Origin of the sequence: Bradyrhizobium sp. WSM2793, assembly GCF_000379585.1 — a bacterium.
Classification (GTDB): domain Bacteria; phylum Pseudomonadota; class Alphaproteobacteria; order Rhizobiales; family Xanthobacteraceae; genus Bradyrhizobium.
Map to the genome: position 1 here is coordinate 23,337 of NZ_KB902812.1, position 25,609 is coordinate 48,945.

General features: G+C 60.7%; 22 protein-coding genes. 18 read left to right on the plus strand and 4 right to left on the minus strand.

Annotated elements, in window-relative coordinates; genetic code table 11:
• The 12 genes from A3AS_RS0134465 (at position 1) to A3AS_RS0134520 (ending at position 12,881) form a co-directional block, all read left to right on the plus strand.
• Complete coding sequence (locus tag A3AS_RS0134465) at positions 1-807, plus strand: sugar phosphate nucleotidyltransferase (RefSeq protein ID WP_018322030.1); 807 nt, start codon at positions 1-3, stop codon at positions 805-807.
• Positions 804-1,568 (plus strand): TIGR04290 family methyltransferase, encoded by a 765-nt coding sequence (locus A3AS_RS0134470; RefSeq protein WP_018322031.1) that lies wholly within the window; start codon positions 804-806, stop codon positions 1,566-1,568. Before A3AS_RS0134465 ends, A3AS_RS0134470 begins: the two co-directional genes overlap by 4 nt.
• Complete coding sequence (locus A3AS_RS0134475; protein WP_018322032.1) at positions 1,568-2,521, plus strand: beta-xylosidase; 954 nt, start codon at positions 1,568-1,570, stop codon at positions 2,519-2,521. The genes A3AS_RS0134470 and A3AS_RS0134475 overlap by 1 nt, the downstream gene beginning before the upstream one ends.
• Positions 2,509-3,714 carry a phosphopentomutase gene (locus A3AS_RS0134480; RefSeq protein ID WP_018322033.1) on the plus strand — a complete coding sequence of 402 codons (1,206 nt, stop codon included), beginning with the start codon at positions 2,509-2,511 and terminating at the stop codon, positions 3,712-3,714. Before A3AS_RS0134475 ends, A3AS_RS0134480 begins: the two co-directional genes overlap by 13 nt.
• 210 nt (positions 3,715-3,924) lie before the next feature.
• Entirely contained in the window at positions 3,925-5,037 is a 1,113-nt protein-coding gene (locus A3AS_RS0134485) for an NAD-dependent epimerase/dehydratase family protein (RefSeq protein ID WP_018322034.1), read from the plus strand.
• Positions 5,037-6,101, plus strand: a complete 1,065-nt coding sequence (locus tag A3AS_RS0134490) for an NAD-dependent epimerase/dehydratase family protein (RefSeq protein ID WP_026202667.1) — start codon at positions 5,037-5,039, stop codon at positions 6,099-6,101. The genes A3AS_RS0134485 and A3AS_RS0134490 overlap by 1 nt, the downstream gene beginning before the upstream one ends.
• Positions 6,098-7,384: a TIGR04295 family B12-binding domain-containing radical SAM protein gene (locus A3AS_RS0134495; RefSeq protein ID WP_018322036.1), complete on the plus strand. Its 1,287-nt coding sequence runs from the start codon at positions 6,098-6,100 to the stop codon at positions 7,382-7,384. Before A3AS_RS0134490 ends, A3AS_RS0134495 begins: the two co-directional genes overlap by 4 nt.
• The gene (locus tag A3AS_RS0134500) at positions 7,381-8,490 is read left to right on the plus strand and encodes a glycosyltransferase family 4 protein (RefSeq protein WP_018322037.1); all 1,110 of its coding nucleotides are present in this window, start codon (positions 7,381-7,383) and stop codon (positions 8,488-8,490) included. Before A3AS_RS0134495 ends, A3AS_RS0134500 begins: the two co-directional genes overlap by 4 nt.
• Positions 8,487-9,617 (plus strand): glycosyltransferase, encoded by a 1,131-nt coding sequence (locus A3AS_RS0134505; protein WP_018322038.1) that lies wholly within the window; start codon positions 8,487-8,489, stop codon positions 9,615-9,617. Before A3AS_RS0134500 ends, A3AS_RS0134505 begins: the two co-directional genes overlap by 4 nt.
• Entirely contained in the window at positions 9,614-10,702 is a 1,089-nt protein-coding gene (locus A3AS_RS0134510; RefSeq protein ID WP_018322039.1) for a glycosyltransferase, read from the plus strand. The genes A3AS_RS0134505 and A3AS_RS0134510 overlap by 4 nt, the downstream gene beginning before the upstream one ends.
• Entirely contained in the window at positions 10,699-11,832 is a 1,134-nt protein-coding gene (locus tag A3AS_RS0134515) for a glycosyltransferase (protein WP_018322040.1), read from the plus strand. Before A3AS_RS0134510 ends, A3AS_RS0134515 begins: the two co-directional genes overlap by 4 nt.
• Positions 11,829-12,881 (plus strand): UDP-glucuronic acid decarboxylase family protein, encoded by a 1,053-nt coding sequence (locus tag A3AS_RS0134520; protein WP_018322041.1) that lies wholly within the window; start codon positions 11,829-11,831, stop codon positions 12,879-12,881. The genes A3AS_RS0134515 and A3AS_RS0134520 overlap by 4 nt, the downstream gene beginning before the upstream one ends.
• Before the next feature lie 67 nt (positions 12,882-12,948).
• Here the strand turns inward: A3AS_RS0134520 and A3AS_RS0134525 are convergent, their stop codons facing one another.
• The gene (locus tag A3AS_RS0134525; RefSeq protein ID WP_018322042.1) at positions 12,949-13,482 is read right to left on the minus strand and encodes a DUF1003 domain-containing protein; all 534 of its coding nucleotides are present in this window, start codon (positions 13,480-13,482) and stop codon (positions 12,949-12,951) included.
• Between the two features lie 521 nt (positions 13,483-14,003).
• On the opposite strand from A3AS_RS0134525, the gene A3AS_RS47875 reads away from it, so the two are divergent.
• Entirely contained in the window at positions 14,004-14,321 is a 318-nt protein-coding gene (locus A3AS_RS47875; RefSeq protein ID WP_157644473.1) for a hypothetical protein, read from the plus strand.
• Between the two features lie 338 nt (positions 14,322-14,659).
• Here the strand turns inward: A3AS_RS47875 and A3AS_RS48650 are convergent, their stop codons facing one another.
• The gene (locus tag A3AS_RS48650; protein WP_198293752.1) at positions 14,660-14,830 is read right to left on the minus strand and encodes a hypothetical protein; all 171 of its coding nucleotides are present in this window, start codon (positions 14,828-14,830) and stop codon (positions 14,660-14,662) included.
• 3,882 nt (positions 14,831-18,712) lie between these two features.
• On the opposite strand from A3AS_RS48650, the gene A3AS_RS0134555 reads away from it, so the two are divergent.
• Positions 18,713-19,660 (plus strand): ABC transporter substrate-binding protein, encoded by a 948-nt coding sequence (locus A3AS_RS0134555; RefSeq protein WP_157644474.1) that lies wholly within the window; start codon positions 18,713-18,715, stop codon positions 19,658-19,660.
• Between the two features lie 269 nt (positions 19,661-19,929).
• Complete coding sequence (locus A3AS_RS0134560; RefSeq protein WP_018322050.1) at positions 19,930-20,160, plus strand: hypothetical protein; 231 nt, start codon at positions 19,930-19,932, stop codon at positions 20,158-20,160.
• 320 nt (positions 20,161-20,480) lie between these two features.
• Here the strand turns inward: A3AS_RS0134560 and A3AS_RS47880 are convergent, their stop codons facing one another.
• The gene (locus A3AS_RS47880) at positions 20,481-20,792 is read right to left on the minus strand and encodes a hypothetical protein (protein ID WP_157644475.1); all 312 of its coding nucleotides are present in this window, start codon (positions 20,790-20,792) and stop codon (positions 20,481-20,483) included.
• A gap of 732 nt (positions 20,793-21,524) precedes the next feature.
• On the opposite strand from A3AS_RS47880, the gene A3AS_RS0134575 reads away from it, so the two are divergent.
• The 3 genes from A3AS_RS0134575 to A3AS_RS0134585 all read left to right on the plus strand — a co-directional run bounded on the left by A3AS_RS0134575 (position 21,525) and on the right by A3AS_RS0134585 (position 23,135).
• Positions 21,525-22,409, plus strand: a complete 885-nt coding sequence (locus A3AS_RS0134575; protein ID WP_245283348.1) for a Crp/Fnr family transcriptional regulator — start codon at positions 21,525-21,527, stop codon at positions 22,407-22,409.
• A gap of 15 nt (positions 22,410-22,424) precedes the next feature.
• Entirely contained in the window at positions 22,425-22,646 is a 222-nt protein-coding gene (locus A3AS_RS48815) for a hypothetical protein (RefSeq protein WP_018322054.1), read from the plus strand.
• Between the two features lie 213 nt (positions 22,647-22,859).
• Positions 22,860-23,135, plus strand: a complete 276-nt coding sequence (locus A3AS_RS0134585) for a DUF1488 family protein (protein ID WP_018322055.1) — start codon at positions 22,860-22,862, stop codon at positions 23,133-23,135.
• Positions 23,136-24,574: 1,439 nt separating this feature from the next.
• Here A3AS_RS0134585 and A3AS_RS0134595 read toward each other — a convergent pair.
• Positions 24,575-25,609 (minus strand): porin (locus A3AS_RS0134595; protein WP_018322056.1); only part of this gene is annotated, 1,035 nt, incomplete at its 5' end.

The following is a 25,609-nucleotide window of genomic DNA, read 5'->3' on the forward strand; positions in this document are numbered from 1 at the left end:
ATGTGGGGCATCGTTCCGGCCGCGGGCCGCGGCAGTCGTATCCAGCCGCTGGCTTTCTCCAAGGAGTTGCTGCCCGTCGGCAGCCGGTGCGACGATGGCACCGAGCGGCCCTGCGCGGTCTCCGAGTATCTGCTGGAGCGCCTGATCCTCGGCGGCGCGGACAAGATCTGCTTCGTGATCTCGCCTGGCAAGTCCGACATTCTCGAATATTTTGGCGATCACTACGGCAGCGCCCAGCTCGCCTATGTCGTCCAGCCCGACGCCTCCGGCCTGTGCGACGCCGTCTTCAGGGCAGGCACCGTCGTTGGCCATGATGAAGACGTCGTCGTCGGCCTGCCCGATACCGTCTGGTTTCCGAAAGCCGCCTTGCAGGCGCTTCCCGGCGCCGACCTCTCCTTCCTGCTCTTTCCCGTCGAGCGTCCGGAATTCTTCGACGCCGTCGTGCTCGACGGCGACAGCGTGCGGGAGATCCAGGTCAAGCAGCCGAACCCGACATCGCGATGGATCTGGGGCGCGTTCAGGATGTCCGCCCACGGCTTCCGCGAACTGCATGCACTCTGGATCGACCGGGACAAGCTGGACGAATACTTCGGCACGTTGGTCAATGCTTATCTCCAGGCCGGCGGCAGTGGCATCGGGATCAAGGCAGGCGAGTCCTATGTCGATGTCGGGACCGTCGGCGGCTATCGCACGGCAATGGCGGTCCTTGCGGAGAGCACAGGCGCCGACAGTCGATCGAGATTGCGGGCTGGCGTCGCGGATGGAACTCGACCGATCGCTGCAATGGAGAATGGAGCGACTGCATGACGAGAGCGCTACTCACGCGCGAGGAAATTCGCAGGCGCATCGACGCGCTCGGGCCGTGGTTTCACAATCTCGACCTCAACGGTGTGCCGACCGCCCCCACACACTTCCTGGGCGACTATCCCAACGTGAAATGGCACCGCTTCGCGGCAATCATACCGGACCGGCTCGATGGCAAGAGCGTACTCGACATCGGCTGCAACGCCGGCTTCTACGCCATGGAGATGAAGCGGCGGGGCGCCGAGCGCGTGCTTGGCCTCGATACCGACGAGGAGTACCTCGCTCAGGCGCGCTTCGCCACCGAGGTAAACGGCCTCAGGATCGAATTCCGCCAGATGTCGACCTACGACGTCGGACAGCTCCGCGAGAAGTTCGATCTCGTGATCTTCATGGGCGTGCTCTATCATCTGCGTCATCCGCTGCTGGCGCTGGATCTCATCCATGAGCACGTCGCCACGGATCTCCTGCTGTTCCAGTCGATGCAGCGCGGCACCAGCCATGTCGATACGATCGACAAGAATTACGATTTCTGGACCACCGACCAGTTCGATTCCGCCGGCTATCCCAAGCTGCACTTCATCGAGCACAAATATGCCGACGATCCCACCAATTGGTGGGTGCCGAACCGAGCCTGCGTTGAGGCCATGCTGCGCAGCGCCGGCTTCGCGATCACCGCCCATCCTGAGGAGGAAGTCTACCTCTGCAGGCGAACCGATCGGCCTCAAATCGACGGTCCCGTCTATCCATCCCGGAGTACTAGCTGATGATCGAGGCCGCCAAGATCTGGAACGAGCCGAACAACAAATCACATTGGGATCTTCAGATCGATCCGGATTGGTCTATGTTCGCGGACCTCGCCATTGCGGCCGGCAAGGCGATCCGCAGTACTCGGCCCGCACTGCCCATCGTGCTTGGCGGCATCTCGCCGATCGACCCCTCCTTCATGCGCAAAATGCAGAGCCGCGACGTTCTCGACCATTTCCACGCGGTCGCCGTACACGGCTTTCCGCTCGACTGGAACCTGTGGCGGATCGGCGAGTGGCCGGCCAAGATCGAGGAGATCAAGGCGGTCACCGCGCTTCCCGTCTGGGTCACCGAGGTCGGCGTCTCCTCGTTCGGCGCCGAAGAGGTGCAGGCCTGGGGCCTGTCGCGCACCGCCGAGCTCCTGATCGGCCGCGCGCCGCGCATTCACTGGTACAGCCTTTATGACCTTCCCTCCGCATGGGAAGCCACGACGCGGCACAAGGAAGCTGAGGGCTCGTCCTATTACAGGCATTTCCACATGGGCCTGCTGCGTGAGGATGGCACGCCGAAGGCGGCCGCCAATCTGTTCGGCGCCTATGCCCCGGCCATGGGGCTGTGCCAGTGGTTTCACTTTGAGGATCATCGCCTCGACAATGCCGTGCAATGGATGCGCCGTCTCGGCGTGACCCATCTCAGGACTGGCCTGTCATGGGCTGACAGTTTCCGTCCGAATGCGCTAGATTGGTTCGATCGCCAGATGGAGACGCTGGCGGAATTTCAGGTCACCGTCACGTTCTGCTTCACGCCCGAGCATCGAGGCATCGAGCCGCATCACACCAGCCCGCCGCTCGATGTCAATGAATTCGCCGATTTCTGCGCATCGATGGTCGATCGTTACTGCTCGAAGACCGGTCTTGCCGCCTCGCCAGCATCGGCCGATCCTCCCATCAGAGAGCCAACATGCGTGCCCTGATCCTGGTCATGGACTCCGTCGGCATCGGCGGTGCGCCGGATGCCGCACGCTATGCCGACGATGGCGCCGACACCGTCGGTCACATCGCGGACGCCTGCGCGGCTGGGCGGGCCGACAGCAACGCCCGCGAGGGTCCGCTCTATCTGCCCAATCTCGTCGCGCTGGGCCTTGGCCAAGCCTGCAGCCTCGCTAACGGTCGCGTGCCGCCGGGCCTGGACGGTCAGGTCGAGCACCGGCAATTTGGCTGCGCAAGCGAAATCTCGAAGGGCAAGGATACACCGTCGGGCCATTGGGAGATCTCCGGAGTGCCGGTCCCGTTCGAATGGGGCTATTTCCCCCGAACCAAACCCTGCTTTCCCGCGGATCTGACGAACGCATTGTGCGATCAGGCCGGGCTACCCGGGATCCATGGAGATTGCCACGCGTCCGGTACAGAGATCATCGCCGAGTTCGGCGAGCGCCACATGCGAACGGGAATGCCGATCTGCTACACCTCAGCCGACAGCGTGTTCCAGATCGCAGCGCATGAGCAGACTTTCGGGCTCGAACGTCTGTACGAGATTTGCGCAATCGCAAGACGACTGATCAATCCCCTCAACATCGGCCGCGTCATTGCCCGCCCTTTCGTCGGCACAAGCGCGAGCCACTTCAAGCGGACGGCGCACCGGCGCGATTTTTCCGTGCTGCCCCCTGAAAACACCATCCTCGACCACGCCGCGAGCGCCGGCCGTGACATCGTGACCATCGGCAAGATCGACGACATCTTTGCTCATCGCGCGACAGGGCGAAACTTGCGCGGCGATGGCAACATGGCGCTCTTCGATGCCACACTGAGGGGACTGGCGAGCCTTGCGGATGGCGGATTGCTATTCGCCAACTTCATCGACTTCGACACGCTCTACGGCCACCGCCGAGACGTTACCGGCTATGCCACGGCACTGGAAGCCTTCGACGATCGCCTGCCCGAACTATTGTCCCGATTGCGCAGCGATGATCTTCTCATCATCACCGCCGATCACGGCTGCGATCCCACCTGGAGCGGCACCGATCACACCCGCGAGCAGGTGCCAATCCTGGCCTGGACGACGCAATCTTCTTCTCCCGTCGGCCGCCGCACCGGCTTTGCCGATATCGGCGCCACCGCGGCAAGGCATCTTGACCTGCCCCAGCCGCTTCACGGGGTGCATTTCTAGACGTCGTCAGCACACCGATTCACTTGGGCTATTGATCCAGGTTATAGAAATATTCGTTTGTACAATTCCCAGGAACGAACATTCCTTGCATTGCTTCTGAGTCCATACGTGACCGGCGCGCGGGTCATCCGACCAGTCAGCAAGGTGCGCTTCACCAGACATCATCGACCGATCTGAGCGGATCGGTCTTAAGGCTGCACGGAGCGGTGAATGACGCGGGTATTGATTACGGGTGGCGCTGGTTTCATCGGCTCTCATGCGACGGACATTCTGCTGGCGGCGGGCTACGAAGTCCGTCTGCTCGACAACCTTTCGCCTCAGGTTCACGGCAGTAACTGCCAGCGTCCCTCCTATCTCGCCAAAGATGCCGAGCTCATTGTTGGTGACATCACTGACAGCGTGTCCGTGGACCACGCGCTGCGCGGCGCCGACATGGTCTTGCATCTTGCTTCCGCCGTCGGCGTCGGCCAGAGCATGTACGACATTGAGCCCTATGTGCGGACGAATGAGCTGGGCACCGCCGTACTGCTCCAAGCCTTGTCGAAGCGCCCCGTCGAGAGGCTGGTCGTCGCCTCGTCCATGAGCATCTATGGCGAAGGCCTCTATCGAAGGCCCGATCAAAGCGTCGTTGCCTGCGACGAACGATCAATCGAACAGCTCCGCCGACGGGAATGGGGGTTGCGGGACACAGCCGGGCATCCGCTCGAGCCAGTGCCTACGCCGGAGACCAAGTTGCCTTCACTCAGCTCCGTCTATGCGCTGAACAAGTATGCACAGGAACGCATGTGCCTGATCACCGGCAAGGCTTACGGTATTCCGACCGTCGCGCTGCGCTTCTTCAATGTGTTCGGCCCCCGTCAGGCGTTGTCGAATCCCTATACCGGCGTACTCGCCATCTTCGCCGCGCGGCTCCTCAACGGGCGCCCCCCGCTCGTGTTCGAGGATGGCGAGCAACGTCGCGATTTCGTTCACGTGCATGATGTCGCCCGCGCCTGCCGCATCGCGTTGGAAGCCGAACATGCGCATGATGTCTTCAACGTCGGCTCGGGCCAAAGCAGGAGCATCCTGTCGGTAGCCGATGATCTCGCCCAGGTCATGGGGCGCAGCGACATCGCCCCCGAGATCACGCTCAAATACCGCGCCGGCGACATCAGGCACTGCTTCGCAGACATCGGCAAATCGCGCGACCTTCTCGGCTTCGAGCCGCACGTGGCGTTCAAGGACGGCCTGGAGGAACTCGCGGATTATCTCGCATACCAGGTTGCCGACGACCAGGCGGCACGGGCGACGCAGGAGCTGCTACAACGAGGGTTGGTTGCGTGATAAATGAGCAAGATAGCAGGCCCGTGCTAATCACCGGAGGCTGCGGCTTCATCGGCTGTAATCTTGCCGACCGGCTGGCGGAGCGCGGCGAGCGTGTATTGGTGCTGGACAATCTAGCTCGCGCGGGCGTGCGCGAAAACGCGCAATGGCTGAAATCCAGGCACGGCGACCTCATCACCATCGCAGTGGCCGACGTCCGCGAGCTGATCCCGGTGATCGACGCCGTACGCGATGCCCGCGCCGTGCTGCATTTGGCAGCTCAGGTCGCCGTCACGGACAGCGTGAGCGATCCCGCTGCCGATTTCGAGATCAACGCACGCGGCACCCTGAACGTGCTCGAAGCGGTTCGGCTTCACAACAGCACCGCGCCGATCGTATTCGCGTCCACCAACAAGGTCTATGGCCGCCTGATCGAGGACAGTGAGATCGCCCTCACCGGCCGTCGTTACACGCCCACTAGCGCCCTGCTGGCGGACGGCATCTCCGAGAACGCGCCGCTCGACTTCTACAGCCCCTATGGCTGCTCCAAGGGAACCGCCGATCAGTACGTCCATGACTATGCGCGAGTCTACGGGCTCCAGACCGTGGTGATGCGCATGAGCTGCATCTACGGCCCCCGCCAGTTCGGCACTGAGGATCAGGGCTGGATCGCGCACTTCCTGCTGAGCGCGATCCGCGGCAAGCCGTTGACGATCTATGGTGATGGCTATCAGGTTCGCGACGCCTTGCACGTGTCGGATGCCGCCGCGGCCTGGCTCGCGGTGCTCGATCGCATCGCGCTCGCGCGGGGACGCGTATTCAATCTCGGCGGCGGGCCCGCCAACGCGGTCAGCCTTCGCGAGCTCATCGACCATATCACGGAACTGACCGGCCGTGAAATCGCTTACAGCTTTGCCGATTGGCGTCCGGGCGATCAGCCCTGGTACGTCACCGACACCCGTGCTTTGTCGACCGCACTCGGTTGGGCACCGCGGGTTTCGCTGACGGAGGGCCTCCGCTCGCTCCACGCCTGGCTCGACAGTCGTTTTGGAGCAGCTCAAGGTAACCGCGAGGCCCTGGCATGAGGCGCGTCGCCCTGATCAATCCGAATTGGGATTTCGGCGGCAGCATCTATTTCGGGTGCCGGTCCCCCCACCTTCCGCTCGAGCTCGGCATCTGCGAGCATTATCTGAGAGCGGCCGGGCACCGGACGCTGTTGCTCGATGCGCACATGTTCGATCTGTCGTTGCGGGACATCGAGGCCGAACTGCGTGCGTTCGAGCCCGACATGATCGTCATCACGACGGCGCCGACCTATCTGTTCTGGCGTTGCGCGCCACCGGAGCTGCGCGTTCCGCAGGAGCTCGCATCGGCGGCGCGGGATCTAGCGCCAGTCCTGGCCGCAGTAGGTCCGCACGGCTCAACGACCCCACGGGCGGCGCTCAGGAAGCTCGGCGTCGACTTGGTCGTAATGGGGGAATGCGAAGGATCCTTGTTGAGGCTCGCAAACGGCGAGCGAGACTTTCCCGGTCTGTGCTTTGCCGACGGTGGCTCAATCCGCGTCAATGGCGGTCCTCAAGCTGTCGAGTTCAGGGATCAGCCGGCGCTCGCTTGGCCGGACGAGATGATCCGGCGTCATTATCACCACCATCACCGTTTCGACGCCGAGCCGGTCGGCCCCGGCGCGGAGGTCGAGGCTTCGCGGGGATGCCCCTACAACTGTACGTTCTGCGCCAAGGAGAATTTCCGCAACGCCTACCGCAAGCGCCCTCCCGCGATCATCCTTGATGAGATCGACAGCCTGCGCGGCCAAGGCGTCGAATATATCTACTTCATCGACGAGATATTCCTTCCGAATGCGGAACTGCTGGAAGGGCTGAGTACGCGCGGCCTCAAATTCGGCGTGCAGACGCGGATCGATCTCTGGAAGCCAGACATGCTCGCGCTGCTCGGCCGCGCCGGCTGCGTTTCGATCGAGGCTGGAATCGAGAGCCTCACGGTCGAGGGACGGGCGGCGCTCGCCAAGAATTGCAAGATGACCACCGATCAGCTTGCCGACCGGCTGGTCGAGGCCCGGCGCCACGTCCCCTTCGTACAGGCCAATCTGATCGAGGTGCCCGAGGACGACGATCCCGTCGTGCAGCGTTGGCGCAGCAAGATGCAGAATGCCGGCATCTGGGCCAACGACCCGGTCCCGCTTTATCCCTATCCGGGCTCGCCGGACTATCAAAAGCTGTGGGGCGAAGCCGACGATTTCGCCTGGGAGCGCGCGCACCGGCATTATCTCGGAATGTACGACCAGTTCAGCGACGTGCAGAACGATCGGCCGATGCCCCTCGATGCCCTCGAACATCCGGTGGCGCCATGAGCCGAGATGCGGACATCAAAATCCTGATGACGACCGACACCGTCGGGGGCGTATGGACCTATTCCTGCGCCCTCGCCGCGAGCCTTGCCGCCTCGGGCGCCGAAGTAACCTTGGCAACCATGGGCCCGCCCGCGCGCGCCGACCAGCGCGAGATGCTGCGCGACTCTCGAGTCCGCCTCGTCGAAACCGACCTCGCTTTGGAGTGGCAAGATCCGGAAGGACGCGACTTTCCCAAGGCCGAACGTGTCCTCGCCGGCCTCGAAGCGAGGCTCAGGCCCGACGTCGCCCACCTCAACAGTTTTCGGGAGGCAACCCTGCCGTGGCATGCGCCGACCGTTCTCGTCGCGCATTCCTGCGTCAACTCATGGGCGCTGGCCTGCCAGGATTCGGCATGGCTCGGCGAGCCCCGATGGGCGCGTTACACGGACCGGGTGGCCGCTGCGCTCAACAGTGCGCAGGCATGGGTTTGCCCGAGCCAATCCTTTCACGATGACATCGTCGAGATCTATCACCCGCGCTCTCCCGGCGCCGTGATCTGGAATGGGATTGCGGCTGGCGCCGCGCCAAGCCGAAAGCGGGAGCTGATCTTCGCGGCCGGTCGCCTGTGGGATCGTGCCAAGAATATCGAAGTCTTGGCTGAGGCTGCGCCAGGACTGGATTGGCCGGTCGAGGTCGCGGGCCCGGCGGAGATAGATCCCCTCGGCATCGCCTGGCTTGGTCCATTGCCGCACAGCGCCCTGCGCGAACATCTCCGACACGCCGCAATCTTCGTCAGCCCAGCGCTGTACGAGCCGTTCGGCCTCTCCGTTCTGGAGGCGGCCGCCGCCGGCTGCGCGCTCGTGCTGTCGGATATTCCAACGTTCCGGGAATTGTGGAGTGGAGCAGCGCTCTTCTTCGATGCCGGCGACAGTCAGGCCTTGCACCGAATCCTCGTCAAACTCTGCGCCGATGATCTCGAAAGGACGCGCCTGCAACGCGCTGCGTATGAACATTCCCTGACCTATTCCCTGGCGCGCACGACCAGCGCCTATCTGAAGCTCTACGAGGGGCTGCACGCCTCCGATCGCAGGTCAACGCAAGCCGGTCAGATCGAGGTGCGCGCATGAAATGCGTTCTGTTCTACCACGCATTCACCTCCTGCTGGAACAACGGCAACGCCCATTTCCTGCGCGGCTATGCCCGCGAGCTGCATGCACTCGGCCACGAGGTCGTGGTGTTCGAGCCGGTCGATGGCTGGAGCCGGTTGAATGCCATCCGCGAAAGCGCCAGTCAGGCCCTGCAAGACATCCGCCGGCTCTTCCCCGGCATCTCCATTCGTCGCTACGATGCTTCGCTCGATTTCGATGAGGCTCTGGATGGTGCCGATCTCGTCGTCGTGCACGAATGGAATTCGCCCGACGTGATCGGGCAGATCGGATATAGGCGCGCGCACGGCGCCCCCTTCACGCTGCTGTTCCACGACACCCATCATCGGGCGGTCACCGCGCCGGACGAGCTCGCGCAGTTCGACCTCGACGCGTTCGACGGTGTGCTCGCCTTCGGCGAGGTGCTTCGTCAGATCTACATGAATCTCGGCTGGGCAGATCGTGCCTATACCTGGCACGAGGCAGCCGACACGGCCATGTATCATCCCTTGCCGCATATCGAGCGCACCGACGATCTGGTCTGGATCGGCAATTGGGGCGACGGCGAACGCAGCGCCGAACTCAACGAGTTTCTGGTCGAGCCCGTTGCTGAACTGAAGCTGAGCGCGAGCGTCTACGGCGTTCGCTACTCTGATGCCGCTCTCCAGACCATCCAGGCCGCGGGCATCCGCTATGGAGGCTGGCTGCCGGCGCACTGGGCGTCGGTCGCCTTCGCGGGAGCGCGCGCGACCGTTCACGTTCCTCGCGGGCCCTATGTGCGCTCGCTTCCGGGGATCCCCACCATTCGGGTGTTCGAGGCGCTCGCCTGCGGCATTCCCCTGATCTCGGCCCCCTGGTCCGACGTGGAAGGCCTGTTTCCTGATGGCGCCTATCTCCAGGCCGCCAGTGGCGAAGAGATGAAGCGCGCGCTCCGTTCTGTGCTCGATGATCGGGAGATGTCCGCCGCCATGCTGGCCGCCGGGCTGCGGACGATCCGGGAGCGCCATACTTGCCGTCATCGCGCACAACAGCTCGTGGGCATTGTGGAGGCCATTCGCACCTCCGCCGATTCGTCCCGGCCTCTGCGATACATTGGAGCCTCCGCATGAAGATCTGCTTCTTCGGATCCAGCCTCGTCTCCTCCTACTGGAACGGTGCCGCCACCTATTATCGCGGCATGCTCAAGCAGATTGCGGCACTCGGACACGACATCACCTTCTTCGAACCCGACGCGTTCGAGCGGCAGGCCCATCGCGACATCGCCGATCCCGATTGGGCTAGGGTCGTCGTGTACCCCGCAACGTCCGATGGTTGGCGCGGCTCGCTCGATGCGGCGGCGCGATCGGCCGACATGCTGATCAAGGCCAGCGGCGTCGGCGTCTTCGATCAGGAGCTAGAGATCGCCGTCGCCGCCCTGCCCTCCCGAACCCTACGGATCTACTGGGATGTCGATGCCCCCGCCACTCTCGAAGCGATGGCGAACGATCCGAGCCATCATCTGCGCGGTGCGATCCCCTCCTACGACACGGTCCTGACCTACGGCGGCGGCGACGGCGTCGTCTCGGCTTACCGCGCCATGGGCGCGCGGGACTGCGTGCCGATCTACAACGCGCTCGATCCTGAGACGCATTTTCCATTCCCGCCAAGACCGGACTTCGCCTGCGATCTCAGCCTGCTGGCAAACCGCCTGCCTGATCGCGAACAGCGGGTCGAACACTTCTTTCTCGACGTCGCACTCGAGCTGCCGGACAAGTCGTTCCTGCTCGGCGGCTCCGGCTGGGAGACCAAGGACACGGCAAGCAATCTCCGCAAGATCGGCCATGTCGGCACCGGCGAGCACAACGCCTTCTTCGGCTCCGGACTTGCCACCCTCAACGTCAATCGCGACAGCATGGCGCGCTGCGGCTTCTCGCCGCCGACGCGGGTGTTCGAGGCGATCGGGGCCGGCGCCTGCCTGATCACCGATCAATGGCCGGGTATCGACCATTTTCTCGAGCCGGATCGCGAGGTGCTGGTGGCTGCGAGCGGAGCTGAGGTGGCGGGCCATCTCGGCGCGCTCAGCGCCGATCGCGCCGCCGCGATCGCCAACCGTGCCCGCGCACGCGTCCTGAGCAAACACACCTATCGGCATCGCGCCCGCCAGTTCAACCAACTCTTTTTCGGAAGCAGCTCGCGCATCGAGGCAGCAGAATGAACCTCAGTATCGTCGTCGTCGGTCTTTCGGTCACCTCGTCGTGGGGCAATGGTCACGCCACGACCTATCGCGCCCTGATCGAGGCCCTGGCGCGACGAGGTCACCATGTCACCTTCCTCGAGCGCGACGTCCACTGGTATCGTGAGCATCGCGATCTGACCAAGCCGTCGTCGTGGACGGTCGAGCTTTACCAGTCGCTGAAGGACGTGCCTCGCCGCTTCGGCAAGCTGATCCGGGGCGCCGACCTCGTCATCATCGGTTCTTATGTGCCCGACGGCATTGCCATTTCCGAGTGGATCACGAGTCAGGCGCGGGGAATCACCGCGTTCTATGACATCGACACGCCCGTAACGCTCGCGAGGCTCGACGAAGGCCTGAACTACCTGTCAGCCGCAATGATCCCACGCTTCGACCTCTATCTGTCATTCGCCGGCGGGCCCGTGCCCAACATGATCGAGGAGCGGTATGGCAGCCCGATGGCCCGAGTTCTCTATTGCAGCGCCGACACCGAGGCTTACGCTCCGCTGCAGGCGGAGGTTAGATGGGCCCTCGGCTATCTCGGCACCTATAGTGAGGACCGGCAGCCCGTCCTCGAACAGCTGCTCCTGTCCCCGGCGCGCACGCTGCCGTCAGAGCAGTTCGCGGTCGCAGGGGCGCAATATCCCGCTGATATCGTCTGGCCCGACAATGTCGTGCGGATCGAGCACCTCGCGCCAAAACAGCACCCGGAGTTTTATGCGGAACAGCGCTTCACCCTCAACGCGACCCGCGCCGACATGCGTGCGTTGGGCTTCTCGCCGAGCGTTCGCCTGTTCGAAGCCGCTGCCTGCGGCACGCCCGTGATCTCTGACCAATGGCCGGGAATCGAAACCATCTTCGCACCGTCGCGGGAAATCCTGCTGGCCTCAAGCCCGCGCGACGTCATCGAGATCCTGCGCGACATGCCCGAGGAGCGTCGGCGCACTATTGCGGAATGCGCACGCCGACGCGTTCTGACCGGTCACACCGCCGATCACCGGGCCTGCCAGCTGGAGGGTTACTACGCCGAAGCAGCCGCGCACCGCCGCCGCAAATCCCCGCGGCCTGCCGCCAGCCGTCCCATTCAAGTCGCCGAAGAGAGCCTGCAATGAAACTCCAGACCCGCATCCCTACGCTCCGCCGCTCGCCGACCGTGCTCATTGCTGGCGGTGCCGGCTTCATCGGCTCTCATCTCTGCGATTCGCTTTTGCAACATGGCTACGCCGTGATCTGCCTCGACAATCTCTTCACGGGGAGCATCGACAACATCAGGCCACTGCTGAACCATCCGAACTTCCGGTTCATCGAGCATGACGTGCAGGAGGAGATCGAGATCGACGGGGAAATTGACCGCATTTACAGCCTCGCCTGCCCAGCTTCGCCCCGGCATTATCAGAAGGATCCGGTCGGCACGATGAAGACATGCGTGCTCGGTACCATCAACCTGCTCGAGCTCGCGCACCGGAAGGGTGCCCGCGTCCTGCAAGCTTCCACGAGCGAAGTCTACGGTGATCCGGAGGTGCACCCACAGCCGGAATCCTATCTCGGTAACGTCAACCCAATCGGGCCACGAGCCTGCTACGACGAGGGCAAGCGCGCCGCCGAAACACTGATGTTCGACTACAACCGCACGCGGGGGACCGAGATCAAGGTGGCGCGCATCTTCAACACCTACGGCCCACGCATGCTGGAGAACGATGGCCGTGTCGTCTCCAACTTCATCGTGCAGGCCCTGCGCGGGGAGCCGATTACGATCTATGGCGGCGGTACGCAGACCAGAAGCTTCTGCTTCGTCGATGATCTCGTGCGAGGCCTCCAGTTGCTGATGGAAAGCTCCTCATCGGTGACCGGTCCCTGCAACCTCGGCAATCCGCACGAGGTGACGATCGAAGCTATAGCCCGAGAGGTTCTGACGTATACGGACTCGGCCTCGCCGCTCCGCTTCGAGCCGCTGCCAAAAGACGATCCAAAGCGCCGCAAGCCCGCCATTGACACCGCTATGCGGCTGTTGGGATGGCGCCCGCGGGTGGCACTGAAGGATGGTCTTCAAGCCACGATCGCCTATTTCGCGATGCGCATCGCGGGCGAGCCACCGACGCTCGTGCCAGCTCTCGCGCAGCGAAAGAGAGGTCCGGCGCGCAGCCTGCTCAGTCCCGAATAGCCAGCTGAGAGCCAGAAGCGCTCGTTCCGGCTCTGGCGTCTCGCGGCAGGAGCGCCGTTGCGCCTGCTTAGTCCTTGCTCTCTTCGATCTTGTCGAGAACGCGCTCCGGCGCGATATCTGAGGCGGCTTCCTGAAGCTCTTCGTTCTGCCGGGAATCTATCTCCATTTTGCGGGCCATTTCATTCAGGAGCGCGACCACCTTCGTGATCTCATGTTCGGTGAGGAGACTGATCTGCAGATCCAACTCCGCCCTTCTATCCGCTTCGGCCGCCATACGATTTTGAGAGATCAGAACAAAGGTCGAAAGAAAGATTGCCTCTACAGAGGCAATCATAGCGAGCACTACAAAGCTCTGGTCCCATGGCACAATTCCTGGAAGCCATCCGAGGTTTGCGGCTATCCAAAATCCAAAAGCGAATAAGTGCAGGTAAACAAACTGCATGCTGCCGGTAAACGAAGTTATCGCATCGGCGACCTTTTGCTGAATAGACGCGTCGGATTGCTCGCGCTTCCTTCGCTCGACTAGAGCGTGGATATTCCGCTCGAGAGCCGGCGTCAGCCCGGGTGCAGCTTGTGGACGGGGCGCTAAGTGTTTCTTCATGACGTGGAAACCGGCGCACCCGCCCGCGGTTCCTATAGCTTGGCTGCCCCGACGCCGCGCAATTGACGATCGCCTGGCCGACGCCCGGCGTGCAAGACCTCGGCGAGGTGGAGCAACAAGATAGAGCCGCGACCTCAGGGCTGGCTGGGCGCGGGAGGGATCGAGCCTCCGAATGGCGGAATCAACACCTGCTTGATTAATGAAAGCGGGTTTGGAAAAGGGGCTCAAAATGCCTTCTAATAAGTTCAATAGTTTAACGGCCGTTTTCAAATGAAAACAGTGCTCAACGTGGTTCGCTATCGCCTCTTCGTTATCGAGCTTTTCCTACGACAAGATCAAGACCGACATCGAAACTGCTAACCTGGATTCCTCACGCGCATACATAAGACGTTGGTCGAAATTCAAGATCAATTGCTGGGCATAGCGATTGCTACTCGTCGTCGTATCCCAGCTAAAGTCGGTGACCACCTGAGGCGTCGAAGCGTGGACGAACTTTGCGATTCTCGTCGGGGCTTGGATTCGTGGTTTTTCTGTTCGTTTCGATCGTCAATCAGTTCTTTACTCTAAGCGCAATCGCCAGCGAAGTCGTGCGGCAGCGGCGCAGACTCGAAAGCGACTTCGGGGCCATTGGGCAGCCTCAGCACCATTTCATGAATGCCGGCGACCTTCGCCGCCTCGATGCGCCGCGACATGTCATCGAGGAATGTTGCATCGGCATTTGCTCTCGACCGGCCTGTCGGCCGACATGTATTCTTCACGTTCTGCGGCAAGTTCGAGCCCTGGGCAAAGAGCCGGTGCTCGGGCCATCAGGGCCGGACAGCGGCGCTCAGGTGGAGTAGATGAACGAGCCGCCCGTGACGAATGCCCTGAGCTGAAGTCGAATAGCGGACCGCTGATCTGCTTTCAACTGGAACATTGGCAAAAGGCCTCCTGGGTCGGACCGGAGGCCTTCTGGCTCGCTGGGATACATCCGCCCGAGTGCGGTTGCCGGAGTTGCCGTTCTATGTCCACGGTTTGCTCTGCGTTGCGGACCTTCTTGAGAAGCTCGTTCTTCTCAGCGTCGGTCGGCTCGGGGTCAGCTCGCTTCCTCATGTGCTCCTCGAATTGAGCCAAGCGGTCTCAGAGTGAGTTTGTTTGCTTGATCGGCCTGCGCTTCGATCCCATCGCGTTTCTTTTCTTAATTTGATGAGGATAGAAACGTTTTCAGCACCGCGCAAGCTAAGGTCGTTTCGTGCCCGTGCCGTTCGAGCACTTCGATGCGCTTTTCTTTGTCGGTAATATTTCGCTCGCCTTGCAATAGATGGCGCTCTGCTTCGTCTGAATGTTGGAGTTGGCGGGACCGATCCATTGCTCTTCTCCCTTCAGGCGGGAGACAAAACGGTCTCGGCCACCAGCGCCTATGCAGAGCCTCGGTCCGATGATGAGAGGATGGCTGGTCCTTTGGAGCCTTTGCAAGGGCAATTTCTTAGGACCCACCGCGCGCCGGTTCTCCACCGAACCCGAGGCGTAATGCTCGAACCGGCGGTCGCGGTCGTGCGTGACGGGACAGCTCGCGAGCCGCGTGCTCTCATTAAGGATACGGAGCGACCGCTGTATAGCCTCCCGAGAATGAGCGATCATCGCGATGTCCATTGGTGTTGTTCTAAATATTCGAGGTACTCTAGCTTAGGCGTCTTTGTCTGTCAGGCAATCGAGCTCGTAAGCTGCGCGAGCAACACCGGCTAAATTCACCGCGTACGCAACATATCGCATGGCATTTCCCAGGCGCGGAAAGCTGCCCATACGAGTCTTTCGCGGGCCCATAGTTCCACGGCGACGGCAAACTTGGCGGCGTTGGTCGATCGAAAAAAACGGCCCCAGCGTCCGGCGGCGGCTGGGGCCGTTGGAATGCTCCGGCACCAAGGGGGGCTTTGAACCGGAGCACAGCACCAAACCGGTGGCTTGCTCCTAGTTCCTAGGGAAGAGGAGGTCTTGCGAGAACCGGCCCATCGCCAAACGCGCGTTCGAACGATGGGCCGTCCCGGGTGGATGTCGCGAAGCTGGAGTGATCCAGATATCGCGCCACACGCCGAAATCTTAGATCCGCGCGGCCCGAGAGTTGTTCCTTGCTGAATAAGGTAGCCGCAGCACGTGGGCGCTTTAGTTCGGCCTCTCTCGACTCGGCTGGTCCAAAACAGCTTCTTGCAGTTGAGGGACCGAAAGATGGCAATAGCCCCGTCCGGTGAATCGACTACGTCAACGAACAGCATGGTTTTTTGCATGCGGAACAGGTCGGCAGAGGCTTAGTTTTTTCTCTTGTATGGTCATCCCGCCCGAAAGCAAGAACAGCGGAAGAGGTTTCTATGGTGCCTTTGGAGGCTCCGGGCGCCATGTGTTCGGCACCTCGTGCTCCAGCAATGTCCTTGAGACTGCGATTTGCTCCCGAGACCGGGAGATCATTTTCCTAGCCAATTGGCTCGCATCAGCCTGATGCATCTCTTGCGAGTCCAGATACTCGTCGAACTGTTTCTTGGTGAACATGACGGCATCCACGCTGCGCCCGGTCAATTTACGCTAGAAACAGATTAGGACAGTGCAAAAGTGAACTTACTCTGGCGGCCGCAAGCCTGGCGATCGTATTCAGTCACTCAGATGTGGGCGCTATGGAGAGCGCCGCAGAGTTAAGCAAACCCGTCGCTCACTCGAGGGTTAGCCGAAGAGGGCCGCCAAGCTGAAAGCACTGGCCGACCAATTGCCCTCTGGGGCGGAACATGAGGGCTTGCTCAAGCGAGCCAAGCTTGTCGAGACGGGGGCACTTCTCTCGGCCGTTTACGAAACGTTCCCGGGCCGATTTGGTTCCGAAGACGAAACTAGGCCACGCCTCGGGAGCCAGGGCCTGCGTCGCTTAGTGCTCGGAAGGCTTCTCCCTCTGGGCTTTGCGCGCTATGTCCATCCACTCTCCTGCGAGCTTCAACCAAGCCCTTTTATCGACCTCGCGCGTGGCTTTCCCAGCCTCGTCTAGGCAGTCGTGCGCTTGCTGAAGGTATCTTGCAAATCAGCTTCGCTCATCGCGATCAATGCGACCGCGAAAGGAAGGTGCCTACAAAGGTAAGCCGTAGGTGAGCCTTGAGGCAGATCCTGCGGCCTAGGCACGACGTTCCGCACGATAGGCGCGGCACGGACCCTTGCTAGCACAGTGGCCCGCTAGCGCGAACCGGCGGGCCGCTTGTCACTGCCTCAGCCGTTTCGGGTCAGCAGGAGCTGCTCCAGTCCATCCTCGATCACTCGGAGATCCTCAAGTAAAGCATCTCGAGAGTCGGGCGGGTTCACGCCTGATGTGGACTGTAGCTGTTCGAGCAACTGGCGCCGAAGGTCTCGCATATTTTCTAGGGCTTGCCGGTTGTTCAAACGCACATAAGCCGAAACGATCAATCCAATGCTTGTGGCCAATGGGTAGATCCAAATGCAAGATTCTAAAATAGATTGCATCGTAGTCCATTCAAGCTATTCCGCAAGCACCCATCAAATAGCATCTTGGTGACCAATTAGGCCCAGGGTGTTCTGGGACGGGGCCGTGGGGGACATACGCGGCCTTGTTGCTTGTGGTTGAGGGCCCGCGAGCTCTGCCAGCTCCGGCGGGTCCTCCCTCATTTTGATGCACGTTAAGCCTGCTGCCGATTGTGAACTAGATCATATTGCGTGTCAGAAATGCAGCGATAGGATCATCCACCGGGGCTGGCTGCATGTTTTCTTAGACTTTTTCACCCGGTTTCATTTTGGCCATGCGCGGGCCGCAGCGAGAACGTCGCTGCGGCCAGTAAAATCGCTGCGTTTCAATCACCAGCAAAGTTTGTGGGCACCAACAATTTCGGTGCTCGTCACAAAACCGCGATCGTCAATCGTACCGCGGGACCCGTTGACGGCTGGTCACGCCTAAGTCTTCGGCGGTGCGTCATCAGCCGCTGCCCGTCGCGCATTCTGTGGGTTCGCCGCCGGCGTTTCATGCCGCCCCCGCAACTCGCTATGCCAGCGTGCGTCTTACCATCTCAAGGCGCGTCAGCATCTCGGCCGAATGAAAACACGGCGAACCTCAAATGATGATCTTCGATTGCGGCGTTCAACATCAACTCGGCGGCTATCCTACGATCATGAAGCTCTATGCCTTCGACGTCCTCACCCTCGGGTTGTACCCGTCCGGCAGGCGCGGCTCAGATCAGGGCATACACTGGCCAAGCCATGGGCGGCGACGACTTGCGAGATATGCCGCTGCATCTGCGAAAGATGAATCTCCAGCGGCTGTTCGCGCGCAGGCCGGAGGGCATATCCGTGGTCGCCTCGGTGTAGCTTTCAACAATTCGCTGCTTTACGTGACGGTGGTGCGGCCTAGGCGGATATGGACCACATTACGTGCTCGCGACGCGCTGTTCGAGACCGTCTCCACCACCCGCACCGGCTGGCCGTCGGCGCAGGCTGGGAATACGGGTTCACGCCCAATTGGTCGGGCCGTGTTGAGTACCGCTACACCGATTTCGACACCTTCCGGAACAACTCCACCGTCTCGTTCCCCGGCTTCTCCTACGAGCACGATCCGGTGTTCCACACCGTGCGTGCAGGTGTCAGCTTATCGCTTCGGCGGCCCGGTGGTCGCGAAGTACTGATCTGCCCAACCCAATCAAATCAGCAGCTCAAAGCCCCGGCGTCGTCCGGGGCTTTTGTTGTCGGATAGTTAGCAGCTCCTGCGACGCTGTTGGTGGCCGGCCATTGGTCGTTAAGGAAGAGGTGCAGGCGATCGTAACTTCAACAGCGCCGTTCACCTCGGGAGTCAATATCGCGCGCCATGACACCGCTCATGCAGCCGGTCACACATGCGCCGAACTTCAACCACCACGACCAGTTTTGCGAAGGCATATTCGGCTGGTTGCCGGAAGACTCCATCCAATAGTTCGCGGAACAGCAATTCCGGGCAATTACCGTCAACCACGTTGACAAATGGGAGAGAGCGCCGGAGCGCACAGTGCCCAGACCGGAAATCCAAAGCTGGTCACGGTGTAATTCGCTCTTCGGCCCTGAGCCGAACCACGCTGAGCCTATTGTGATGTCGGCTCTCGAGGGCAGACCGAACGCGCCGCCGTCGCTGCCTTGACCGCTGCTTGTGACCTAACCGGACATCGGGCGCCCAAAACGATACGGTTTAGCCTATCAAATTGGTCGGTTTCATCACTATGATGGTCTCATGATCTTGGGGTCGAGCATGAGACGGCGCGAGTTCATAGGGCTTCTCGGCGGCGCAGTTGCGGCTTGGCCAGCCGCCCGCGCGCAACAGGCCGGGCGACAGTATCGCATTGCAATCTTGGCGCCTCCGGGATTGCAAGTCTTCCTCGATGAACTTGGTCGAGCCGGTTTTGTGGAGGGCCGTAATGTTGAAATTGTCAGGCGCGACCTTGGCCTGGATGCTGCTTCTTACGAGACGATCGCCAATGAGCTGACCAAAACGCGGCCGGATGTGCTCATGGTAACCGGTCCGGAAGCAGCGCGTGCTGCGCAGAAATCAACTCAACGCATTCCTATCGTGGCGCTGGCGGATGATTTGCTTGGCAGCAACCTCGTCGCCTCCATGCCTCGCCCTGATGGAAACACAACGGGAGTCGCAATCTTCGCATTTCAGCTCGATGGAAAGCGATTGGAGCTGTTGCATGAAGCGATCCCCAGAGCTCGAAGGATAGCCGTCTTTGCCGATCGCGAGCCAATACGAAGCATCGACGCTCTCAAGACTGCTGCCCGCGCATTCGGCGTTGAGACCGTTCCATTTACCGCGCGCTCTGAGGACGACGTCGTTCGGGCGATAGATGCCATGAAAGCGGCCTCGGTCGATGCAGTCAACATTCTGGCATCACCCATTTTATCGTCGTTCCGTTTTCTCATCCGTGACCGGCTCGACACGCGTCGCCTACCGGCTATTTGGCAGTGGCCCGAAGGGGCCGAGGACGGCGGCCTGATTGCGTATGGTCCGCGTCTCAGCGTGGTTTTTCGCCAATGTGCTCGTCAGGTCGCGAAGCTGTTGCGCGGTGCCAAGGTGATTGATGTGCCTGTCGAGCAACCGACCGATTTTGAGTTGATCATCAATCTCAAAACCGCAAAAGCACTCGGCCTCGAAATACCAGCGATGCTGCTTGGCCGCGCTGACCAGGTGATTGACTGACTTCGCTTAGTGGCCCGAACGGCGAAGCTGCCGTTCGCCGATTTGAGGTCTGCTGCACAGCGTTTAGCAGACGCGAATTGCTCGATCTGAGCTTTTCTCAGTTTGACCCATAGCTGGCCTTCAGGGCGATGTCGCTGATGGCTGCTTATGCACGAAGTAGACCGTTTTGGACGTTCTCATTCCAAGCTGGGGCGCCGTTGTTCCCATTCAACGGGCGGCGCTGGCCTGTTTAGCAGGAACTAACGAAGCCTCAGCGGCATTTGTTGAGCATGCCCAAGTACTTCTTCCACGTCCACAATCTCGCGCCGAACAAAGATGAGGAAGGCGAAGACCTTCCAGACGACGAAGCCGCTTGGCATGAAGCCACGAGCTACGCGGGCGCGCTGTTAAACGACATCGATGGCAAGTTCCGGTCCGGCCAAGAATGGAGCCTAGAGGTAGCGAACGAAGCCGGGAAACCGCTCTACTTCATCAGCATCACGTCAAAGCAAATGAAGTAAGGCCGCCTCCCTTGGTGCAACTGACCGCTTGGTCTATCTCAAGGAGTGCCAGTTCCAACGCCGCGCGATGCGCCAAATTAATTTGGGATGCGGCCGAGTTCGTCTATGCTTGCCACATGCGCAGTGAAGATGAATACCGACGCCAAGCGGCTGAAGCTCAAAAGGAAGCCGACAGAACCCTCAGTGACGACGACCGGGCCTCTTGGTTGCGCGTGGCTCAGGGTTGGCTGAGCCTTCTCCCCAAACGCCCGCAACCGGACGCAGACTCCTTTGAAGCCAGAGCGAAATCGGAAGGAACGGGACAGCCGGATTCAGACGCTTCAAATTAGGCGCGGACTCAAGTTCTCGGTGCTGCTTCCAAGCGCGATGCTTTTCAATCCAGCGGCGGCCGTCTTGTAGTATGGTATCGGATGTACCGCGCGATGCTTGAAGAACACCTGGCCATAGCGGAGCGCCACATTGCCTCCGGGGTGAAGCTTCTCGCCAAGCAGGAAGCGCTCATCGCCGAACTGGAGCGGCACTGCCACGATAGCAAAGGCGCAAAGGCAGTGCTGGCCAGAATGATGGAAACGCAGTCCCTCCATATAGACGACCGGGATCGCATATTGAGGGAATTGGGAGATTAAACCCATTGATTTGGATCAATGGCCACCGGCCTTACCGGTCAAGCATCAGGCATGGATGCCCCCAAACCAGAGACACGTCCCACTCCCAAGCTGACGCGTTTGGAAGAGGCCCGACGCATCATCGACGAGTACGCGGCCGACCTCCGAGCGATAAATCATCAAGCTCCGCCAACAAATGAATTAATTGGGCCTTGTGTATCCTTTGGTACTTTGCAGGCGAAGGAATATTGCTACTAATTCCCGAACAGAGAGGCGGGCAATGGAGGGGCTAAAGGACTCGCTGGGCCAACTCGAAGCCCCTGTCTGCCCCAATTGCCACGTCGGCATGAGATGGTTTCGATCCGAGTTGGTGCAAGACGACGCACAACCGCTAATCGCTCACCTTTTCATTTGCCCTAATTGCAAGAGCGCCCAGCGGCGGCACAGCGAGGTTACGCCAGTTCGCATGCCTCCCGAAAAACTATTGAGCCCGCGCTTACGTGTGGTTGGATGAAGAGTAAGGCCGCCTCAGTGGGCGGCCTCTTTCATTCGGCCAACGCGACTTCCCTCTTCCGCTTTTTGCCCGAAGGCGAGGTTCGGGCGGCGTCCTAAGTTGTCGGCTCATTGGCCTAGGGCCCGGCGCTGTCACTCCTGCACGTGTACCCAAAGGTAGAACTTCTTGCATCGCTAGGAGCTTTATTCTGTAGGAACGTACGATCCTTTCGTGTATTACAAAGACACCTGCCTTGGATGGTTGAAGTGCCATCCAAATCCCTGGAACATCGGTTTCACGTCAGCACTCTGGCGTTTCGCCGCACTATGCGGCCTTTCAGCGACTTAGGTTCGTCGCTCCGAGGTTTTCAACCCGGCCTCAAGTCGATGGTCTTGGACTTCGCCATCGCACGGTCCACCATGCATCCCACCGAAATGCTGATCCGCAGATTGCAGGTCGATACCCAACTTTGCGATGACGATGCCAAAGCCATCCGTTCTCTCAAGGTCGAGACCAAAGTGGTTCCTCCGGACACCTGTCTGGTGTCGGAAGGGGATCGTCCCACTCATTGCTGTCTGATCATCCAGGGATTCGCATGCCGCTCCAAAGTCGCTCACAATGGGAAACGGCAGATCCTTTCCTTTCACATCCCAGGCGACATCCCGGATCTGCAGAGTCTGTTTTTGAAGACGATGGATCATGACCTCGCAACGATGTCTCCAGCAACGGTCGGCTACATTCCTCATTCCGCCTTGGAACACCTGGTCCGGACGCACCCCTCAATCGCCTGCGCGCTGTGGCGGGAGACGCTGGTCGACGCCGCCATCTTCCGTGAGTGGATCGTCAACATGGGCGTGCGGTCAGCCGCCGCACGCATGGCGCACCTTCTCGCCGAGTTGCGGCAGCGCATGGCCGCAGTCGGGCTGTCGAACGGAGAAGAGTTCGAGTTTCCTGTGACGCAATCCGAGCTAGGCGAGGCGCTTGGCTTAAGCACGGTGCACGTGAACAGAGTCTTGCAGGCATTCCGTGCAGAACGGGTGCTCGACCTGCAGAAGAACTTCGTGACGATCGAGGACTATGAGAAGGTTGTCGAAGCGTCGGGCTTCGACGAGAGCTATCTCTACCTGACTAGGAACGTTCCCTCGTCATAAGAGCTTTGGTCAGCAATGCGCTTCTATTTCTCTCAACCTGGAAACCCTCCCGACGAAGAGGGGGTCGAGTTCGTGGACGCTGACGCGGCCGTCAGAGAGGCCGCGCAGACTGCGCTTTTGCTGGCCCGTGACCAGCAGGATCTGACGGATCCACTCACTCTGACGGTCTCGTCCGAGGATGGGACGATTGGCAGCGTTACCGTGAAGGTTTCCATCGCCCGAACGCCTACGCGGTGAGTCTGCTGTTGGCCCTTGGCTGACTTCAGCCCTGAGAGCGGCGATGTCCACTTCCCAGAGATGACCTGACCAAGGTCATGCTGACTGCCGAGGGCAGCTTTTTACCCGGAGCGGAAATTCGGTTGTGCGGTGGGTGCGGTGTCCCTAAGGGAGTGGACGGGTCAGGAACGAGCGAGAGGCATTTGCGTTTTCGGACAAACGGTCAAGTCTGAAATGCCCCTATCCCCTGATCCATGCGGTGAGTTCCAGGAGGCGGAGCCCGAATCGGTTCTGTTCGCGATGTTCAACGGTGACGACCGTATCGAGTGCAGGGTCGCATTGTCTGCGTTGCGAGATCGCGCCGTTGCGGACGGCATTGACCCAAACGACATAGCTGCCACGTTTAGGAGGCATCGGTCGACGATCGAGCAGATCGCAAGCCGGCAGTTCGACGCGGGCAAGGAGCTGCCGGTTGTCGAGACAGAGCAGCTCACAACCGTAAAGGCCTGATGGCAGAGAAAGCGACCTCCCCTGCGCCGAAACAAGCCGACCAAGGCTCCGGCAGTCGTGGGGGAGACCAGACGCTAGACGGTTCTTGCCACGAGCACCGCGTGGGACCCAAAGCTGATGAGTCGCAAACACAAAGATGAACGCTCAGACTGAACGTCCATCAATCATCAAAGTTACTCTAGACGGGAGGCGGAGTTTATGGGTGTCGAGCGTATGCAACCACCCGGATATTGGCAGATGCGAGCGGAAGAGTTTCGCACAAGGCGGATAATGCCAGCACAGGCAGACCAGGGACGCCCTGCGCAAAGTGGCTGATGACTATGCAGAATTAGCCCAGCGCGCCGACCAGTCCCAGCGCCAGCCAAGGCGTCCGCCGCCGAGATGCCACGGTGCAGCTTCTGCAGTGTGGCCAAGGCCGTGCAGAGTGCGACGAGGCCATGCCGACTAGGATATCGATGTCGCCATAAGGCGATTCACCTAGCCGAGATACGATACGTCCTTTGCCCGCGAGGCCAGCTCGGCTTCCATCTTGTCGCCCCGGCTTGATTGTTCGCGATGAAGTCAGCCAGTTCGTCGCGAGTCATTTCAGAGAGCAACTTTGCTGAGAGGACGTCTCCTTGCGGCTGGGAGCGATGTGCCCTGCTCGATCCAAGTCCTTAATCGAGAGATCAGCCCGAACCCGCGCACTCACGCTCGCGTCTTCTCGATCAACTTGGCGGATTCGCCGGCAGGGCGTCGTCCTTTGAGGAACCTCGCGGCAGTTCGAGACTGCCTGGTCAAAGCTGGCGCCGACCTTTGAGCGAGGAACAGCTCGCTCCTCGTCGCCGTACACCTCTTGAGCGGCCGCATTATGGGGCTTCATGGTTGAGACGAAATTCGACAGAGCCATGAAGGAATTTGTCTGGAATATATTAGAGATCCAATCCCAATTGGAGGACATTCACTCCGTGTGGGCGCGGCTGCTCGGTATCACCGAGCCGCAGGAGCTCATGTTGATGGCGATAATGGACTTGGACGAGGACATGGCATTGAGGGAATTGACCTCGCCAAGAAGTTACGGGTCCATCCTACGTTTGTAGCAAGTCAGACCAAGAGTCTCGCAAAGGTTGGCCTTCTTAATCGCCGGACTCGGTCGGATGATGCCCGCTTCGTGCAGATGTCAGCAACGAGCAAGCGATTGCTGCAATAGCTAAGCTAGCCGAAAAGAAGGCAAGCCTGAACTCAACGATTTCGCCGACCTTATGAAGGTAGGTTGGCTGAGTTGAACACTGCGCTTTTGGCAATTGGCAAGAATGTTCGACTGGCTGTCCGACTATTGGCGATCGAAGTCTTGTAATCTTACCAAGACACCAAAGCCCTCGGTGGTTTCCCGCCGAGGGCTCTGAGGAGCTCTCGGCAGTTTCCTACCAAGAGCTCCAATGTAGTCGCTAGAGCGAACCTTACCAGTTGCGCTGAGCGCGGAGGAGCAGGGTGATGGTGTCCTGATCCTTCAGCTCGTACACAGCGGCCGGCTTGGCCGTTGCGCCAGCACCGGCGTAACCAACCGTACCGGAGTACTTCTGGTCGAGGTGGGTCCAGTTCAGGTCAGCCGAGAACGTGAGGTTCTTGACAGGGGTCCAGCGGGTGATGACACCGACCTGCGCAACCGCGAAGTCGGGATTGCAGCCCGTGACACCTGCCTGCGAGACACCCGTTACGAACGTGCCACCCACGCCGCAGAGCGAGGTCTTGGCCAGCGAGCCGAACTGTGCCTGAGCGTAGGCACCGTACAGCGCGGTGTTCCAGTAGGGATCCCAGTTATGGGTGTAGGCACCACGGAAGCCCCAGGTCTTCACGGTTTCCTGCGACGAGCCGCCGCCCGCCGAGGTGAACACGGTGTCCGGAGCATAGGCGAAGCCGACGCTCTGGTAGGCAATGCCTGAGCTGCCGAACATCGAGTAGCTGCCGCCCGCCAGGTTCTGGAAGTTGTAGCGGGTCGCGCCATCGGTGTAGACGCCCGAAATGTTGATCACGTCACCCGCGCCGGTCGGGATGTTCTTGATCGACAGAGCGAGCTGAACAGCCCAACCCCACTTGTCGTCGGGGTGACCAGTGACTTCGGTCGGGCCGTAGTAGGCAACGTGGTTGTCGTGCGCAGCGACCGACGCCTGGAACAGACCCCAAGCCTGGTCGACACGAACCATACCGACGAGGTTCGGCGAACGCGAGCCGCCGATGTTGTTCGTGCCATATGCGCCACCGATAATACCGGCAGCAGACGCGCCTGCCAAGTTGACGTTACCGGCTTGGTAGTAGGCCGTCGCGTCTTCCGCCGAGAACGACGCCGTCACGCCCTGACCGAAGTCAGCGGTGTAGGTGAACTGGTTGACACCAGTGACCGTGCCGGAACCGCCGACGAGGCTGTCGAAGTTGTTGCCGGGATAGTTGGTCCAGGGCGCGTCGAACTGCGACACGGCCTTACCCATGGTGAAGCC

Bases quoted from the DNA above. Each gene is read 5' to 3' on its own strand.
- A3AS_RS0134465 (WP_018322030.1), top strand. From the start codon at position 1: ATGTGGGGCATCGTTCCGGCCGCGGGCCGCGGCAGTCGTATCCAGCCG.
- A3AS_RS0134470 (WP_018322031.1), top strand. From the start codon at position 804: ATGACGAGAGCGCTACTCACGCGCGAGGAAATTCGCAGGCGCATCGAC.
- A3AS_RS0134475 (WP_018322032.1), top strand. From the start codon at position 1,568: ATGATCGAGGCCGCCAAGATCTGGAACGAGCCGAACAACAAATCACAT.
- A3AS_RS0134480 (WP_018322033.1), top strand. From the start codon at position 2,509: ATGCGTGCCCTGATCCTGGTCATGGACTCCGTCGGCATCGGCGGTGCG.
- A3AS_RS0134485 (WP_018322034.1), top strand. From the start codon at position 3,925: ATGACGCGGGTATTGATTACGGGTGGCGCTGGTTTCATCGGCTCTCAT.
- A3AS_RS0134495 (WP_018322036.1), top strand. From the start codon at position 6,098: ATGAGGCGCGTCGCCCTGATCAATCCGAATTGGGATTTCGGCGGCAGC.
- A3AS_RS0134500 (WP_018322037.1), top strand. From the start codon at position 7,381: ATGAGCCGAGATGCGGACATCAAAATCCTGATGACGACCGACACCGTC.
- A3AS_RS0134505 (WP_018322038.1), top strand. From the start codon at position 8,487: ATGAAATGCGTTCTGTTCTACCACGCATTCACCTCCTGCTGGAACAAC.
- A3AS_RS0134510 (WP_018322039.1), top strand. From the start codon at position 9,614: ATGAAGATCTGCTTCTTCGGATCCAGCCTCGTCTCCTCCTACTGGAAC.
- A3AS_RS0134515 (WP_018322040.1), top strand. From the start codon at position 10,699: ATGAACCTCAGTATCGTCGTCGTCGGTCTTTCGGTCACCTCGTCGTGG.
- A3AS_RS0134520 (WP_018322041.1), top strand. From the start codon at position 11,829: ATGAAACTCCAGACCCGCATCCCTACGCTCCGCCGCTCGCCGACCGTG.
- A3AS_RS0134525 (WP_018322042.1), bottom strand. From the start codon at position 13,482: ATGAAGAAACACTTAGCGCCCCGTCCACAAGCTGCACCCGGGCTGACG.
- A3AS_RS48650 (WP_198293752.1), bottom strand. From the start codon at position 14,830: ATGGATCGGTCCCGCCAACTCCAACATTCAGACGAAGCAGAGCGCCAT.
- A3AS_RS0134555 (WP_157644474.1), top strand. From the start codon at position 18,713: ATGAGACGGCGCGAGTTCATAGGGCTTCTCGGCGGCGCAGTTGCGGCT.
- A3AS_RS0134560 (WP_018322050.1), top strand. From the start codon at position 19,930: ATGCCCAAGTACTTCTTCCACGTCCACAATCTCGCGCCGAACAAAGAT.
- A3AS_RS47880 (WP_157644475.1), bottom strand. From the start codon at position 20,792: ATGGGTTTAATCTCCCAATTCCCTCAATATGCGATCCCGGTCGTCTAT.
- A3AS_RS48815 (WP_018322054.1), top strand. From the start codon at position 22,425: ATGCGCTTCTATTTCTCTCAACCTGGAAACCCTCCCGACGAAGAGGGG.
- A3AS_RS0134585 (WP_018322055.1), top strand. From the start codon at position 22,860: ATGCCCCTATCCCCTGATCCATGCGGTGAGTTCCAGGAGGCGGAGCCC.